Origin of the sequence: Klebsiella sp. JN_Kp122 (assembly GCF_040062085.1) — a bacterium.
Lineage (GTDB): Bacteria > Pseudomonadota > Gammaproteobacteria > Enterobacterales > Enterobacteriaceae > Klebsiella > Klebsiella aerogenes.
The window spans coordinates 22208-36109 of record NZ_JBEAHW010000047.1 but is presented as its reverse complement, the minus strand read 5'-3'; the positions used below and the strand labels follow the sequence as shown (position 1 = coordinate 36109).

Annotated in this window: 17 protein-coding genes; 2 read left to right on the top strand and 15 right to left on the bottom strand. The window is 59.2% G+C overall.

Translation table 11 applies throughout. The features are described from left to right. The first annotated feature begins 31 nt into the window (after nucleotides 1–31). A complete protein-coding gene (locus tag ABLU78_RS21080; RefSeq protein ID WP_048228625.1) occupies nucleotides 32–967 on the top strand; it encodes a LysR family transcriptional regulator in 936 nt (311 codons plus the stop codon). Between the two features lie 2 nt (nucleotides 968–969). Here ABLU78_RS21080 and ABLU78_RS21075 read toward each other — a convergent pair whose 3' ends face one another. After that, entirely contained in the window at nucleotides 970–1377 is a 408-nt protein-coding gene (locus tag ABLU78_RS21075; protein ID WP_048228626.1) for an MAPEG family protein, read from the bottom strand. Nucleotides 1378–1477: 100 nt separating this feature from the next. On the opposite strand from ABLU78_RS21075, the gene ABLU78_RS21070 reads away from it, so the two are divergent. Then, a complete protein-coding gene (locus tag ABLU78_RS21070; protein WP_142966259.1) occupies nucleotides 1478–2368 on the top strand; it encodes a helix-turn-helix domain-containing protein in 891 nt (296 codons plus the stop codon). A 311-nt stretch (nucleotides 2369–2679) separates the two neighbouring features. Here ABLU78_RS21070 and sra read toward each other — a convergent pair whose 3' ends face one another. The 14 genes from sra to fliF form a co-directional block, all read right to left on the bottom strand. Then, the gene (gene sra / locus ABLU78_RS21065; protein WP_015367304.1) at nucleotides 2680–2814 is read right to left on the bottom strand and encodes a stationary-phase-induced ribosome-associated protein; all 135 of its coding nucleotides are present in this window, start codon (nucleotides 2812–2814) and stop codon (nucleotides 2680–2682) included. 262 nt (nucleotides 2815–3076) lie between these two features. Then, complete coding sequence (fliR, locus tag ABLU78_RS21060) at nucleotides 3077–3859, bottom strand: flagellar biosynthetic protein FliR (RefSeq protein WP_015367303.1); 783 nt, start codon at nucleotides 3857–3859, stop codon at nucleotides 3077–3079. A 2-nt stretch (nucleotides 3860–3861) separates the two neighbouring features. After that, nucleotides 3862–4131, bottom strand: coding sequence for a flagellar biosynthesis protein FliQ (gene fliQ, locus ABLU78_RS21055; protein WP_015367302.1), 270 nt, complete (start codon nucleotides 4129–4131; stop codon nucleotides 3862–3864). 16 nt (nucleotides 4132–4147) lie between these two features. Next, nucleotides 4148–4909, bottom strand: coding sequence for a flagellar type III secretion system pore protein FliP (fliP, locus tag ABLU78_RS21050; protein ID WP_020079205.1), 762 nt, complete (start codon nucleotides 4907–4909; stop codon nucleotides 4148–4150). A 2-nt stretch (nucleotides 4910–4911) separates the two neighbouring features. After that, complete coding sequence (gene fliO / locus ABLU78_RS21045) at nucleotides 4912–5304, bottom strand: flagellar biosynthetic protein FliO (RefSeq protein ID WP_042892813.1); 393 nt, start codon at nucleotides 5302–5304, stop codon at nucleotides 4912–4914. Continuing rightward, complete coding sequence (gene fliN, locus ABLU78_RS21040) at nucleotides 5304–5720, bottom strand: flagellar motor switch protein FliN (protein WP_015367299.1); 417 nt, start codon at nucleotides 5718–5720, stop codon at nucleotides 5304–5306. The genes fliO and fliN overlap by 1 nt, the downstream gene beginning before the upstream one ends. Then, nucleotides 5713–6720 carry a flagellar motor switch protein FliM gene (gene fliM / locus ABLU78_RS21035; protein ID WP_015367298.1) on the bottom strand — a complete coding sequence of 336 codons (1008 nt, stop codon included), beginning with the start codon at nucleotides 6718–6720 and terminating at the stop codon, nucleotides 5713–5715. Before fliM ends, fliN begins: the two co-directional genes overlap by 8 nt. 5 nt (nucleotides 6721–6725) lie before the next feature. Next, on the bottom strand, nucleotides 6726–7214 hold the full coding sequence (gene fliL / locus ABLU78_RS21030; protein ID WP_015367297.1) for a flagellar basal body-associated protein FliL: 489 nt from the start codon (nucleotides 7212–7214) through the stop codon (nucleotides 6726–6728). A gap of 162 nt (nucleotides 7215–7376) precedes the next feature. After that, entirely contained in the window at nucleotides 7377–8555 is a 1179-nt protein-coding gene (locus tag ABLU78_RS21025; RefSeq protein WP_048228628.1) for a flagellar hook-length control protein FliK, read from the bottom strand. Then, the gene (gene fliJ / locus ABLU78_RS21020; protein WP_015367295.1) at nucleotides 8552–8998 is read right to left on the bottom strand and encodes a flagellar export protein FliJ; all 447 of its coding nucleotides are present in this window, start codon (nucleotides 8996–8998) and stop codon (nucleotides 8552–8554) included. Before fliJ ends, ABLU78_RS21025 begins: the two co-directional genes overlap by 4 nt. Before the next feature lie 21 nt (nucleotides 8999–9019). Beyond that, nucleotides 9020–10381 (bottom strand): flagellar protein export ATPase FliI, encoded by a 1362-nt coding sequence (fliI, locus tag ABLU78_RS21015; RefSeq protein WP_015704953.1) that lies wholly within the window; start codon nucleotides 10379–10381, stop codon nucleotides 9020–9022. Beyond that, nucleotides 10381–11082, bottom strand: a complete 702-nt coding sequence (fliH, locus tag ABLU78_RS21010; RefSeq protein WP_015704954.1) for a flagellar assembly protein FliH — start codon at nucleotides 11080–11082, stop codon at nucleotides 10381–10383. Before fliH ends, fliI begins: the two co-directional genes overlap by 1 nt. Further along, entirely contained in the window at nucleotides 11075–12067 is a 993-nt protein-coding gene (fliG, locus tag ABLU78_RS21005; RefSeq protein WP_015367292.1) for a flagellar motor switch protein FliG, read from the bottom strand. The genes fliH and fliG overlap by 8 nt, the downstream gene beginning before the upstream one ends. After that, on the bottom strand, nucleotides 12064–13740 hold the full coding sequence (gene fliF, locus ABLU78_RS21000) for a flagellar basal-body MS-ring/collar protein FliF (protein ID WP_032707714.1): 1677 nt from the start codon (nucleotides 13738–13740) through the stop codon (nucleotides 12064–12066). The genes fliG and fliF overlap by 4 nt, the downstream gene beginning before the upstream one ends. Nucleotides 13741–13902: the final 162 nt, after the last annotated feature.

Below are 13902 nucleotides of genomic sequence, written 5' to 3'. Positions count from 1 at the left end.
TCAGAAGAATTAAGTGCAATGAAATCACCCAATGATGAATATTATGCATCCGGCGCTCAGACGCCTCGATCTCAATCTGTTGCTTGTTTTTGATGCCATCTATCGCCACAGTTCCGTTCGTCTCGCCGCCGATGAGCTGGCGATGAGTACCTCCGCGTTGAGCCACGCGCTGTCGCGGCTGCGCGTGGCGCTGAACGATCCGTTGTTTTTTCGCGAAGGGCATCGGATGTGCCCGAGCGTCTATACCACGCAGCTCGCGCCCTCCATCGCTTCAGTATTAAAATTGCTTAATCAGGAACTCACGCGACAGCCAGAGTTTAGTGCCGCCGACAGCACAGAGCGGATCCAGATAGCCATTACCGATTTCACCGCGTTATGCATTTTCCCTGCGCTAATGCAAAAGCTGCAGCATGAAGCGCCGGGCCTGCGTTTTGAGCTCCGTTATTTGCCACATAGCCCGGCGCTGACGGAGCTACTGGCGGGGGAGGTGGATCTGGCGCTGGGCTTCAGCACCGCTGAAGATATTCGTCATCATGAACTCGAGGAAATTGACTGGTTTGAGGATGAGTATGTGGTTATCAGCCATACCCGTCGCACGGCGCTGACGCTGGCGGATTATCTCGCCGCGCGCCATCTGGTGGTCACGCCGTGGAACGAAAAGCAGGGGGTGTTGGATTTACGTCTGCAGGAATTAGGCTATACCCGGCAGATAGCGCTCAAAACCCCCTCAATGCTTAGCGCGCCGTTTATTGTGGCGCAAAGCGATCTGTTAATGGCGATTCCTCGTTATGCCGCAGAGAAGTTCCTTCATGCCGCCCCGATCGCGATTTTTCCTTTGCCGTTCGCCATCAGCCCGTTCACCGTGAAGATCTATTCCCATAAACGCGGCGGCCAGCGAGGGGCAACCAAATGGCTGAAGACGGCGCTACAAAGCCTGGCGTTGGCAGAGAACGCCGGGAGTTTTTAACCTCAAAAAACGGAACTTAAAATAACTATCGCAATAGTAACCGTCGCGACAAAACCGGTCTGAAAGGCGAGAGTCCGGATAACGGGGATCCCGGCGGTATACGCAATATAATGGACGATGCGCGCGAGCAAATAAATTTTAGCCGCAATTAACGTTATGGCGTTATTGACGTTAAGCAACGCGGCGGCCACAACTAGTGGGGCAAAAATAACGAGGTTTTCTACCGCGTTGGCGTGCGCCTTTTGCGCACGCTGCGCCCAGGGCGCCGTCCCGATTGATGGCGAATGGCCATTACCCGCTGCGGGCGCGACGTTAGCACGCGTGACTCTGGCAATAATATAGGGGATCCACATCATAACCGTTAGCAGACAAATTAACGTAAGGATAAGCAGTTCAGGGTTATTTTTCATGTTATTTGGCTCTGGTAATTAATAACGATAGAGGAAAGTCTATGGCTAAGGTTAAAATAGAACCATATGCAAAAATGACAATTTCAATACCATTAACGACATGAAGATAAATATTCTGGCTCTGGATGGCGTTTTCGACACCGGCTTAGCGACGTTGCTGGATACGTTCGCCGCGGCCAATGATATGGCGCGACGCCAGAGCATGAATATTTCTCGCTTTGAGGTGCAAATGATTGCAATGACCGGGCAGGTTAAATCAGCCCATGGGCTGAGTATTCCTGCTCATCAGGCATCGGGTTTGGATTATCCCGACTGGATTGTGGTGCCGGCGATCAACGTTCACGCACGACAATCGCCACCGGATGGCTGGCACGAAATTGCTGCCGCTAAGCGGTTTTTGCAAAACATGGCGAAGCACGGCGTTAAAATTGCCGCTGCCTGTTTAAATACCTTCATCCTGGCTGATAGCCGTTTGCTCAATGAGCAGGCCGCCACAACGTCATGGCTCAATGCGGCCCCGCCAATGCTTCCCGGCGCTATGATGGGCCATGTGGAGCTGGCGCTGTGGTTGATTCGCCAGAGCAGCCCGCCGCTTGCGGATTTGCTGACGACAGCGATGGCGGCTGATATCCGCCATCCTCAGGTTTCACGCCTGCCGGCAGGTTATCCTCAGCATGCCGATGACCTGATAAACCGCTTTGAGCACTGGTCGCGGGCGCATCTGGCGCAGGGATTTTCCCTGCAGGCGGCCGCCGGTGCGCTTAACGTGCATCCACGAACCTTGCAGCGCAGAACGGAGGCCGCGCTGGGTAAATCACCGTTGGCTTTTTTTCAGCAATTGCGGGTCGAACGAGTAAAGCAGCTGCTTGCCGAGGGGAAAGATATTGAGACGATTACCGCTGACGTGGGTTATTCGGAAGTGTCAACGCTGCTTGCGCTGCTGCGTCGTCAGACTGGAAAGGGAATACGGGCGCTGCGTCATGCTGTGTGAGCGTATTCGTTTAAAGAAAGCAATTATAGAGTAAAGAGGCGTTGTTTTTCCTTGACTATATTATTAACTCTTTTATTTTTCCGAATCAGGCAATATCTATATCTTTGATGGTCAAATTTAGAATGGAAACCGGCAGGAATATTTTTGTCGGGTAGCGGCTAACGCCTTACCCGACCTACGGAACGTACCATTGCGAACTGAAACTGCCTGTGTGGGTGGCCTCAAAATCCCCGGTGGCGCTAGCGCTTACCGGGGCTACCGCACTGTGCAATTTGGAATTATGTTGCGAATAGATCAATTGCCAGTCAGGATTATTTCTTTTTCTTCACCACTTTCCATTTTCCGCCAGCTGCAGTGTCGGCCAGCACGATTTTAAATCGGTTACTTTCCCAGTGGGGCAGGCCTAATATGCGCCGCGCTATACGGTTACCTTTCGCCTTAATCATGATGTCGCTCCTTATTTTATTAAAGATGCACTAAACCCACGCATGAAAATATTCTGCGTTTCCCGAGGTTTCAATTTTTCTAAAAAATAAAATTCACTAACAATTAAATTCAGGCTTTATTGTAGGGTGGCTATTTTTTAATTCAAGCCGCTATGAACATTCGGACCTTAGTAGCAATAAAAACGTTTTTCCAGGCTTTTATCCCAGTAAACGGTTTTTATTGCCATTTTGTCCGGCGAAAAAGAGGGAAATAACGGCAAGGTTAAAACGTCATACCGCCGATAACGGCCGCCAGGCGATCGAACATCTCGCCAAACAGGTGTTCGCAGAAGGGGGCCAGCATCGGCATCATCATGCCGAGGGTCATAATGCCAAAGGTCATGGTCACCGGGAAACCGATCACGAATACCGATAGCTGCGGCGTCATACGGTTGAGCAGACCCAGGGCGATATTGAGCGTGAGCAACAGACAAATCAGCGGTAACGCCAGCATCATACCGTTGATAAAGATTAATGAACCCAGTTGGGCGAGCGCCAGGAAACCGTTGCCGTTCAGCGGCTGGCTCTGGATCGGCAGGGTATGGAAACTGTCGGCCAGCAGCGAGATCAGCCACAGGTGGCCGTCAAAGCTTAAAAACAGCAGCATTGCCAGCAGGTTCAGCAGCCGCGCCAGCACCGGCATATTGGGGCCGCCGCTGGGGTCGAAGAAGGTGGCGAACGATAGCCCCATCTGCATGCCGATGACTTCGCCGGCGAGGCGTACCGCGGCGAAAGCCAGCTGCATCGTTAGCCCCAGCGCCGCGCCGATCAGGATCTGCTGAATCGCCAGCCATAAACCGGCAGCAGAGATAATGGGGATCGTGTTGGCCGGCAGCGTTGGGGCGATCAGTATCGCAATCAGGCCGCCGAGGCCGATTTTTACCTTTTTGCTTATCTGCTTTTCACTCAACACCGGCGCGGTGCTGATGAGGGCCAGAATACGCAGCAGCGGCCAGAAATACTGGCTGAGCCATTCGCTAAGCTGGGCGCTGTCAAAGGGGATCACGGCTAGCCGATAATATTAGGCAGGTTGCTGAATAATGTGCGCATATAGTCCAGCAGCAGGTTCAGCATCCACGGTCCGGCGATAATAATCGTCGCCACTACCGCGAGAATTTTGGGGATGAACGATAGGGTCATCTCGTTAATCTGGGTGGCGGCCTGCAGCAGGCTGACCACCAGCCCGCTGATTAGCGCCGCCAGCAGCAGCGGGGCGGCCAGCGCCAGGGCGACCTTCATCGCTTCGGTGCCAATGGCCATCACGGATTCCGGCGTCATGATTGTTCTCCGCGGTTCAGGAATAGAAGCTCTGCGCCAGCGAGCCCAGCAGCAGCTGCCAGCCATCCACCAGCACAAAAAGCATTAACTTAAACGGCAGCGAGATCGTCGCCGGCGGCACCATCATCATCCCCAGCGCCATCAGCACGCTGGCGACCACTAAATCGATAATCAGGAACGGAATAAACACCGTAAAACCAATCTGGAAGGCGGTTTTCAGTTCGCTGGTGACGTAAGCGGGCAGCAGAATACGCATCGGTACCGCCTCCGGCCCGGCCAGCGGCGGCTGGTTGGCCAGACGAGCGTACAGCGCCAGGTCGCTTTCGCGCGTCTGGCGTAGCATAAATTCGCGCAGCGGCTGCGCGCCTTTATCCAGCGCCGTATCAAGGCCGATCTTGTCCTGACTGAAGGGCAGGTACGCCTCCTGATAGACCTTGTCGAACACCGGCGACATGATAAAGAAGGTCAGGAACAGCGCCAGCCCGAGCATCACCTGGTTCGGCGGCGCGGAAGGCGTGCCCAGCGCGTTACGCAGCAGACCCAGTACGATGATGATGCGGGTAAAACTGGTCATCATCAGCAGCATCGCCGGCAGGAAGGTCAGCGAGGTCAACAGCACCAGCGTCTGTACCGGCAGCGACCAGCTCTGGCCGCCGTTGGCCAGCGGCTGACTGATAAGCCCCGGCAGCTGTGCGAAGGCGGCAGGGCTCAGCAGCAGTAACGCGGCGGCGAGCCACGGCGCCCGACGGCGAAGGCAAGCGAACAGAGTAGGGAACATGGCTATTTTTCCGGGCGTTTGAGGACGTTTTGCATCAGCTGGCGGAAGTCGTTCGCAGGCGTGACCGCCGGAGTATTTTCATCGCGCGGCGGCGCCGGGAACTGATGAAGCGGGGTGATCTGCTGGGCGGTGACGCCCAGCACCAGCAGGGTATTATCGACTTCTACCACCACCACGCGCTCGCGCTGGCCAACCTGGCAGCTGGCGCGCAGGTGAAGCAACCGGCCGTTGCGCGCCTGCGGCGCAAAGCCGAGACGGCGGAACAACCAACCGGCCAGCAGGATCAGGAGCAGAATCGCGCCGAGCGCGCTGCTTACCTGCATGAGCGCCGCGCCGCCGGATACTGCCGGTTCGGTAACCGGTTGGCTGGCCTGCACGGTAACGGGGGCGGTCATTAGCGGCTCAACCGACGCATACGTTCGGACGGGGTAATGATATCGGTAATGCGTACACCGAATTTATCGGCCACCACCACCACTTCGCCCTGGGCTATCAGATAGCCGTTGATCAGGATATCCAGCGGTTCGCCCGCCAGGCCATCCAGCGCGACAACCGATCCCTGCGACAGGCGCAGCAGCTCTTTAATCGTCATTTTGGTGCGCCCCAGTTCAACGGTCAGCTTCACCGGAATATCGAGGATCAGATCGATATCCTGCAGGCTGCCGAGCGCATCCTGGGCCTCCAGCGATTTGAACACCCCATCGGTGGTGGCGCTGGATTTCTCAGACGACTGTTGTTCATTAAGCGCATCAGCCCACAGATCGTCTACGGATTCCTTTCCTGCGCCAGACGGTTGCTTAGGATCACTCATTGGGCTGTTCCTCACTCAGAGCATTCAAAATAGGGTTAATCAAGTGTTCAACACGAAGGGCGTACTGCCCGTTTAAGGTGCCATATTGGCTGGTCAGCACCGGCACGCCGTCGACATGGGCGATAATGCGATCCGGTTTATCTATCGGTAAAACGTCGCCTGGCTGCAGCTTAAGTATTTTCGATAAGCGCATCGGGATATCGACGAAGTTGGCAATCAGCTCCAGCTCAGAGTGCTGCACCTGCTTGACCAACGTTTCGCGCCACTGGCTATCTTCCTGGCGGGAATTCTCCAGCGGCGGATTGGTCAGCAGTTCACGCAGCGGCTCAATCATGGCGAAAGGAATACAGATATTGAATTCACCGCTTAGCGCGCCAATCTCCACCTGGAACGGCGTGGTCACCACGATATCGTTCGGCGAGGTGGTGATGTTGGTGAATTTGACCTGCATTTCCGCACGCACATATTCGACGTCAATCTTATAGATTGCGCTCCATGCGTCACCGTAGGCGTCCAGCGCCAGGCGCAGCATGCGTTTGATGACCCGCTGTTCGGTGGGCGTGAATTCGCGGCCTTCGACCTTGGTCGGGAAACGCCCGTCGCCGCCGAACAGGTTATCGACGGCGATAAACACCAGGCTCGGCGCGAAGACGAACAGCGCGGTGCCGCGCAGCGGGTTCAGGTGTACCAGGTTAAGGTTGGTCGGCACCGGCAGGTTGCGGGCAAACTCGTGGTACGGCTGAATTTTAATCGGCCCGACGGTGATGTCCGGGCTGCGGCGCAACAGGTTGAACAATCCCATGCGGAACTGCCGGGCAAAACGCTCGTTGATAATTTCCAGCGCCTGCAGGCGTTCACGCACCACGCGGCGCTGGGTATTCGGATCGTAAGGCTTAACCTCGCTCTCTTTACCGCCGACAACCGTCTCGGGCTCGTCGCCCGTGTTGTCGCCGTTGAGCAAGGCGTCGATCTCTGCCTGTGAAAGAATGCTATCGCCCATGGTGATTACCGCAGTATGAAGGCGGTGAACAGCACATCGCTGACCACCTGCTTCGGTTGTCCCTTAACCAGCGGCGCGCTCAGCGTCTCTTTGATCTGCGCGACCAGCTGCTGCTTGCCCTGCTCATTCGCCAGGTGACCGGCCTCCTGACGCGAAAGCAGCATCAGCAGGCGGCTGCGTACCTCCGGCAGGAAATCATTAAGCTGGCGGCGGGTTGCTTCATCCGGCAGGCGCAGCGTCAGGCCGATATACAGTACGCGGTCCGGATCGTTGTCCGGGGTCACCAGATTGACGGTGAAGGTATCCAGCGGCATAAATACTGGCGGCGCGGGCGGTTTTTCCTTTTCGATGGCGGTTTGCGCGCCGCCGTCGCGCTGTTGCAGCAGCCACCAGCTGTAACCTGCGGCTGCGCAGGCGGCCACGGCGACGATCGTCAGCAGGATGATCAGTAAGGGGCGTTTGGGCGCGGTTGCCGGAAGGGAGTTTTGAGACATAGCCAAATCAAATTCCTGTTGTTCCGCCCGCCGCGTTGCTGACGGGCATCACGCGCGGCGGCGCCGCACGTATGACATATAAAGGTATTATCGCGGCTAACGCGCGAGGCAATAGCCGGAATAAACGGGCAAATGGGGGCCAGATTGGCCGTTTAGCGCCCCTCAGGCGAAAATATCGACACCGTTGAGCTGGTTGGCCATTCGCTGCAGGGCTGCCGGGGCGCTGACTGGCTCAATCGGCGCGGCATCGCTGCCGCCGCCATGGCGTTCAGCGTAGCTGGCGCGGCCTTCACCGTTACCGTTTTGCTGCTGCCACTGCGGCGTCGCCTCGCCGCCAACGCTGCTCTGACCGAGGTTGATTCCGCTCTCAGCCAGCGCGTGACGTAGCTGCGGCATAGCCGCCTCGACCGCCGCGCGTACCTGACCGTGTGCGGAAGCGATGTGCAGCTGCGCCTGTTTATCGTCGAGCTGCAGGGTGATCTGCAGCGCCCCCAGCTCTTGCGGATGCAGGCGCAGTTCGGCGCTCTGTTGGCCGTTGCGGTGGAACATCAGCACCTGCTGGCTCAGCGCCTGCTGCCATTCCGGGCTACCAAGCTGGGCATTAAGCTGCGGCGTCGGCGGCGCGGTTACCAGCGCACTGGCGGGCGTGGCGCTCTGGCTGGGGCTGGCGGCGGCGAAAGCGACGGCGGCTGGCTGTGCCGAAGTATTCTCCGCCGGACGTTCGGCCATATCGTGCTGCGGCGTGGCCGCGGCCTGCGCAACAGGAGAAGGCAGATTTTGCCCGCTAAGGGGATCCGTGCCCGGCTGCGGTTTCGCCGCCGGCTCGCCTTCCGGCAGGTTCACGACATGCTGAGTCGCCGCGTTGCCGATGCGGAGCGCGGTTTTATCGCCGCTGGGTGCTGGTTGTTGAGCCTGCGGTAGCGCGGTCTGCGGCGGCGGGGCGACGATTGCCGTCGGCAGCATGGCGTACAGTGCCTGCAGCGTCGCCGGATCTAAAGTTTTCGCCTCGCTGAGCGGCGGCGTATCCGGGCGCGTATCCTCTTTTTTCGCTGTTGCGTCGACGGTGTTTTCCGCCGATGCCGGTAGCGCATTGACCAGCAGCGCACCGCGTTCGCCAAGCGCGGCCAGCAGCTGGTTAAGCTGGTTACGGCTTAGCGGCGGGGCGCTTTCATCGTCGGCGCTCAGCGCCGGCGGCGGCAGCGTGCCGCTTTGCGCGGGCGTGAAGCGCGCGCCAAGCAGTTGCGCAAAGGCAGATGACAGCTGAGCGTCATCGAGAGCCAGATCCGCCAGGGCGCTGGTGTCGCCGGGCAGGCTAAGGGCGGGCAAAGCATTGAGATTCATGAAGCGGTATTCCTTTGTGTACTGCGTTGCGCGAACTCATCCATCAATTTTTGATTACGTTTGTTTTCCAACTGCAGTTCGGCGTTTTGCGCGCGCGTGTGCAGGGTATCGTAGGCGTTCAGCCGCTGCTGATGGTCCTGCCACTGCTTCACGGCGTGATCCACCTTTTGTCCCCACTGCAGCAGCTGCTGGCGCTGTTGTTCGATAGCCTGTTCGAGGGTGGCAATGAACTGCTGGTAATTCTGCCAACGCGAGCTTTCCATGCCGCCAGAAAGGGTGCTGTTGAGCTTCTGCCGGTACTCGTCCTGATAGTTAAGCAGCATCGTCAGCTGTTGCTCGGCGGCCTGTTGCGCCTGGCGCGCCTGGCCCAAACGCTGCGCCGCCTGTTCGACGGCCTCCTGGGCCAGATTGCGCAGGGTAATCAAAGGGGACTGTGCTTTCATCGCGTGGCGTCTCCGATGGCGTTAAACAATCAACTGCTGTAGCTGCAGACAGGCTTCGTCATAACCGCAGCGCTCGAAAATTCCCTGCTGCAGATAGGTCTCCATTTGCGGATACAGGGTAATGGCTTTATCCAGCAGCGGGTCGCTACCGGCGGCATAGGCGCCGACGCTTATTAAATCGCGGTTGCGCTGGAAGCTGGCCAGCATCTGTTTAAAGGTGCGTACCCGGCGATAATGTTCGTCATCGATAAGCGACGTCATCGCGCGGCTGATCGAGGCTTCAATATCGATGGCCGGGTAGTGACCGGCCTCCGCCAGCCGTCTGGACAGCACCACGTGACCATCGAGGATCGCGCGCGCCGAATCGGCGATCGGATCCTGCTGATCGTCCCCTTCGGTAAGTACGGTATAGAAGGCGGTGATCGAACCGCCGCCGCTGATACCGTTGCCCGCGCGTTCAACCAGCGCCGGCAGTTTGGCGAATACCGATGGCGGATAGCCTTTGGTAGCCGGTGGTTCGCCGATCGCCAGCGCGATTTCACGCTGCGCCATCGCATAGCGGGTGAGCGAATCCATGATCAGCAGCACGTGCTGGCCGCGATCGCGAAAATCTTCGGCGATGCGGGTGGCGTAAGCGGCGCCCTGCATGCGCAGCAGCGGCGATACGTCCGCCGGGGCGGCGATCACCACTGAACGCGCGCGGCCTTCGGCGCCGAGAATATTCTCGATAAAGTCTTTGACTTCCCGGCCGCGTTCGCCGATCAGGCCGACGACGATAACGTCGGCCTGGGTGTAGCGCGCCATCATGCCCAGCAGCACGCTTTTACCGACGCCGGAGCCTGCGAACAGTCCCATACGTTGGCCGCGCCCAACGGTCAGCAGGCCGTTGATGGTGCGCACGCCGACGTCCAGCACCTGCTCGATAGGGGTACGCTGCAGCGGGTTAAACGGCGCGGTAATCAGCGGCGCGCGATAGCCGGTTTCCGGCGCGGGCAGACCGTCAAGCGGTCTGGCGCCGCCGTCGAGCACGCGTCCCAGCAGCGCCGGGCCCAGCGGCAGTTGTTTACCAGCGTGCTGGCCGTCCGCCGCGCTGCGGGCGTAAACCCGCGCCCCTGGCACAATCCCTTCGACCTCTTCCAGCGGCATCAGATACAGCCGCTGATCGTTAAAGCCGACCACTTCGCTTTCCACTTCCTGCACGCCGCCGCCGCCGTCACGCTCGATAAGGCAGGTTGCGCCGAGCGGCAGCTGCAGGCCGGTGGCCTCCAGCACCAGACCGGTGGCGCGGGTCAGACGGCCATAGCGTCGTACGGTCGGCGTACGGGCGATACGCTGCTCCAGCGCTTCAAGCGAATTCAGCCAGCGGCCGAGACGGGCGGTCATCACAGATCTCCCGGCGCGGCGAGGCGACACAATTCGTGCCAGCGGGTGGCGAGACTGGCGTCGAGATCGCCCTCCTCGGCGCTGACCTTACAGCCGCCGGGATGCAGATCGCCGTCCGCCAGCAGCCGCCAGCCATGCAGGCTGAGGGTGGTGCCTAGCTGCTGTTCAACGCGCTCATAATCTTGCGGGTGTACGCGCAGCTGCGGCTTGCCGTTGAACATCGGTTCTTGCTGGATCAACTGTTGAATTTGCGTCAGCAGGGCAGTGCCGTCGCAGACCGGCGGCTGGCCAAGCACCTGTTTCGCGGCGGTTAGCGCCAGCTGCATCAGGCGTGAGGCGATGACCGAATCGAGCGCATCAAGGGTGTGCTGAAACTCGCTCACCAGCTGCTGCCAGTGGTCGGTCAGCGGCTGTTGCTGCTGCTGTGCTTCCAGCAGCCCCTGCTGGCGGCCCTCCTCAAGTCCCTGCTGAAATCCGGCTTCATAGCCTTTTTGCTGGCCATCGGCATAACCGGATTGCTGACCTTGCTGCTCGGCCTGCAGGCGCAGGGCGGCAAGCTGCTGCTGCAGTTCCGCCTGAGCGTCAGGCTGCAAGGCTTCGTTATCCAACGTCGGTAGCGGCGGTTCAAAAGCTGGCGCCGCGTCGCCGAGGTCGTTGAGTGACCAGGGCTGCCAGGGCATGGAATTAATGCGATCAGACATAGGTGTCCTCGCCGCCGCCAATAATCATTTCGCCGCTCTCCGCCAGCCGTCTGACTATCAGCAGAATCGCTTTCTGTTCGTTTTCCACCTGCGACATGCGCACCGGCCCACGGTTGGCGAGATCGTCGCGCAGAATATCGGCCGCGCGCTGGGACATGTTTTTGAGGAACTTCTCGCGCAGCGGCTGCTCGGCGCCCTTCAGAGCAATCAGCAGCGATTCGCTGTCCACGTCCTGCAGCAGGCGCTGGATACTGCGATCGTCGACCTCCACCAGGTTTTCGAACAGGAACATCTCGTCGATAATCTTCTGCGCCAGCTCGCCATCGTATTCGCGCATCGCGTCGATAACGGCTTCTTCCTGCTGGGTTTTCATCAGGTTGATAATCTCGGCGGCGGTACGCACTCCGCCCATTTTGCTGCGCTTGAGGTTCTGGCCGTCGAGCAGGTTGTTGAGTACTTCGGTCAACTCCGCCAGCGCCGCCGGCTGCACGCCGCCGAAGGTGGCGATACGCAGCATTACGTCGTTGCGCAGGCGCTCATCGAACTGCGCCAGAATATCCGCCGCCTGGCCGCGCTTGAGGTGTACCAGGATGGTGGCGATGATCTGCGGGTGTTCATCGCGGATCAGGTCGGCGGCGCTCTGCGGCTCCATAAAGTTGAGCGTTTCCATCCCGGAGGTGGTTTCGCGGGATTCGAGAATATCCTCCAGCAGGCTGGCGGCACGCTCTTCGCCCAGCGCTTTCACCAGCACCGAACGCAAATAGTCGCTGGCGTTGACGCTCAGGGCGGCGAACTGTTCGGCATCGTCTTCAAATTCAGACAGGATCTCGCCGAGCTGTTTATGCGAGACCTGGCTCATGCCGGCCATGGTGCCGCTCAAAAGCTGGACTTCGCGGGAGGAGAGGTGCTTGAGCACCTCCGCCGCGCGGTCTTCGCCCAGCGTCATCAGTAAAATGGCGCTTTTATCGGTTCCGGTCAGGCTCATAGTTCGTTACTCATCCATTGGCGGATTACCAGAGCGACGACCCGCGGATCTTTATCCGCCAGTTCGCGGATGCGCTGGCTCTGGACTTCTGCGCTGACGCGCTGCTGCGATTTACGGCGCAGCGCCAGCTCCTCATTGCTTGGTTTATGGCTGTCGTTCGCTTTAGCGATCGGCGCGCTGGCGGCGGCGACCGCGGCTTGCTGTGCGGCCTGACGCTGCTGCAGCTGTGGCTTAATCAGCTTGCGCCACAATACCCAGCCGACCAGCAGCACCAGCAGATAACGTCCCAGTTCGAGCAGCAAATCGATAAACGCCTGGCTCTGCCAGAACGGCAGCTCGCCGCCGGTCATCTGATTGTCGGTAAATGGCGTATTGACCACCTGCAGGCTATCGCCGCGGCTGCTGGAGTAGCCCATCGCTTCGCGCACCAGCGCTTCAATCTGCGCCAGTTGTTCTTTACTCATCGGCTGCGCTTTGCCGTCGGCGTTGAGGCTGTAGTTCACCACCACGGCGACCGACAGACGCTCCACCGTCCCGGCTTTTTGTTGGGTATGGCGGATGGTGCGATCGAGTTCGTAGTTGGTGGTGGCGTCGCGTCGGGTGCTTAACGGGCCGCTGTTGGCCGCGGCGCTACGGGTGTTGGTCGCGTTGCTGGCGTTATTGGCCGCCGGTTTAGCGGTTTCAATCGGCGCGGTGGCCGGCGCGCTCGGCTGGTTGGATAACGCCCCAGGAACACCGCCCACCTGCGGTCCGCCGATTTGCTCGTTGCTGCTGGTTTGCTGCGAACGGATCGCCGCTTTATCGGGCTGCTGGTTCGGCTGGTACTGTTCGTCGGTCTGCTCGCGGGAGGCGAAATCGATCTGTGCGGTCACCTGAGCACGAACGTTGGCGCTGCCGACCACCGGCGCCAGGATCGTTTCAATGCGTCGCTGATAGCCGCTTTCCACTTCGCTGGCATATTTCAACTGCGAGGCGTTGAGGTCGCGCCCGGTGCCGTCAGACTGCGTCAGCAGGCGTCCTGCCTGATCGACCACGGTGACGTTGCCAGCCGGCAGGCCGGCGACGCTACTCGATACCATATAGACGATAGCGTTGATTTGGCCATCATCCAGCGCACGGCCCGGCTGCAGCGTCAGGGTGACAGAGGCGGAAGGGGATTTTTGCTCGCGGACGAACAGCGAGGGCTTCGGCAGCGCCAGGTGCACCCGCGCGTTCTGCACCGGCCCCAGCGACTCGATAGTGCGTGAGAGTTCGCCTTCAAGAGCGCGTTGATAGTTAATCTGTTCGCTGAACTGGCTGATGCCGAATTTTTCCTGATCCAGCAGTTCGAAGCCAACTGCGCCGCCCTTCGGCAGCCCCTGCTGCGCCAGACGCAGACGGGTTTCATGCACTTTCTCCGCCGGGATCATCAGCGCCGCGCCATTCTCGGCGAAGCGGTAGGGGATGTTCATCTGCGTCAGTTGGGTGACGATAGCGCCGCCGTCGCGATCGTTCAGGTTGCTGTACAGCACGCGATAATCCGGGCTTTTCGCCCACAGCAGCAGTGCGACGATAATGGCGATAGCGGCGGAGGCGGCCACCAGCAGTGGTATTTTTGGATTGGCGCGCAGACGGCTCCAGATGGCCTGCAGGCCGTTGTCGCGGCTTTCGCCGGCGGATAACGAGGCACTCATGGTTGGCGGTATCCTTCGCTGGCGTTCAGGCGGCGACGCGCGCTGGCGTGCTGACGAACGGTATGGATAGCGTTATGTGACAAAACAGACTCCCTGATACACATCTTTTCTCAATAGCGGCGCTCCCATTTCTGGGCAGGCCATTATTCGTCTTATCAGATG

Bases quoted from the DNA above. Each gene is read 5' to 3' on its own strand.
- ABLU78_RS21075 (WP_048228626.1), bottom strand. From the start codon at position 1,377: ATGAAAAATAACCCTGAACTGCTTATCCTTACGTTAATTTGTCTGCTA.
- sra (WP_015367304.1), bottom strand. From the start codon at position 2,814: ATGATTAAGGCGAAAGGTAACCGTATAGCGCGGCGCATATTAGGCCTG.
- fliO (WP_042892813.1), bottom strand. From the start codon at position 5,304: ATGACCGCCCCCGTTACCGTGCAGGCCAGCCAACCGGTTACCGAACCG.
- fliF (WP_032707714.1), bottom strand. From the start codon at position 13,740: ATGAGTGCCTCGTTATCCGCCGGCGAAAGCCGCGACAACGGCCTGCAG.
- ABLU78_RS21070 (WP_142966259.1), top strand. From the start codon at position 1,478: ATGAAGATAAATATTCTGGCTCTGGATGGCGTTTTCGACACCGGCTTA.
- ABLU78_RS21080 (WP_048228625.1), top strand. From the start codon at position 32: ATGATGAATATTATGCATCCGGCGCTCAGACGCCTCGATCTCAATCTG.
- ABLU78_RS21025 (WP_048228628.1), bottom strand. From the start codon at position 8,555: ATGAATCTCAATGCTTTGCCCGCCCTTAGCCTGCCCGGCGACACCAGC.
- fliJ (WP_015367295.1), bottom strand. From the start codon at position 8,998: ATGAAAGCACAGTCCCCTTTGATTACCCTGCGCAATCTGGCCCAGGAG.
- fliP (WP_020079205.1), bottom strand. From the start codon at position 4,909: ATGTTCCCTACTCTGTTCGCTTGCCTTCGCCGTCGGGCGCCGTGGCTC.
- fliQ (WP_015367302.1), bottom strand. From the start codon at position 4,131: ATGACGCCGGAATCCGTGATGGCCATTGGCACCGAAGCGATGAAGGTC.
- fliM (WP_015367298.1), bottom strand. From the start codon at position 6,720: ATGGGCGATAGCATTCTTTCACAGGCAGAGATCGACGCCTTGCTCAAC.
- fliH (WP_015704954.1), bottom strand. From the start codon at position 11,082: ATGTCTGATCGCATTAATTCCATGCCCTGGCAGCCCTGGTCACTCAAC.
- fliI (WP_015704953.1), bottom strand. From the start codon at position 10,381: ATGACCGCCCGTCTCGGCCGCTGGCTGAATTCGCTTGAAGCGCTGGAG.
- fliN (WP_015367299.1), bottom strand. From the start codon at position 5,720: ATGAGTGATCCTAAGCAACCGTCTGGCGCAGGAAAGGAATCCGTAGAC.
- fliL (WP_015367297.1), bottom strand. From the start codon at position 7,214: ATGTCTCAAAACTCCCTTCCGGCAACCGCGCCCAAACGCCCCTTACTG.
- fliG (WP_015367292.1), bottom strand. From the start codon at position 12,067: ATGAGCCTGACCGGAACCGATAAAAGCGCCATTTTACTGATGACGCTG.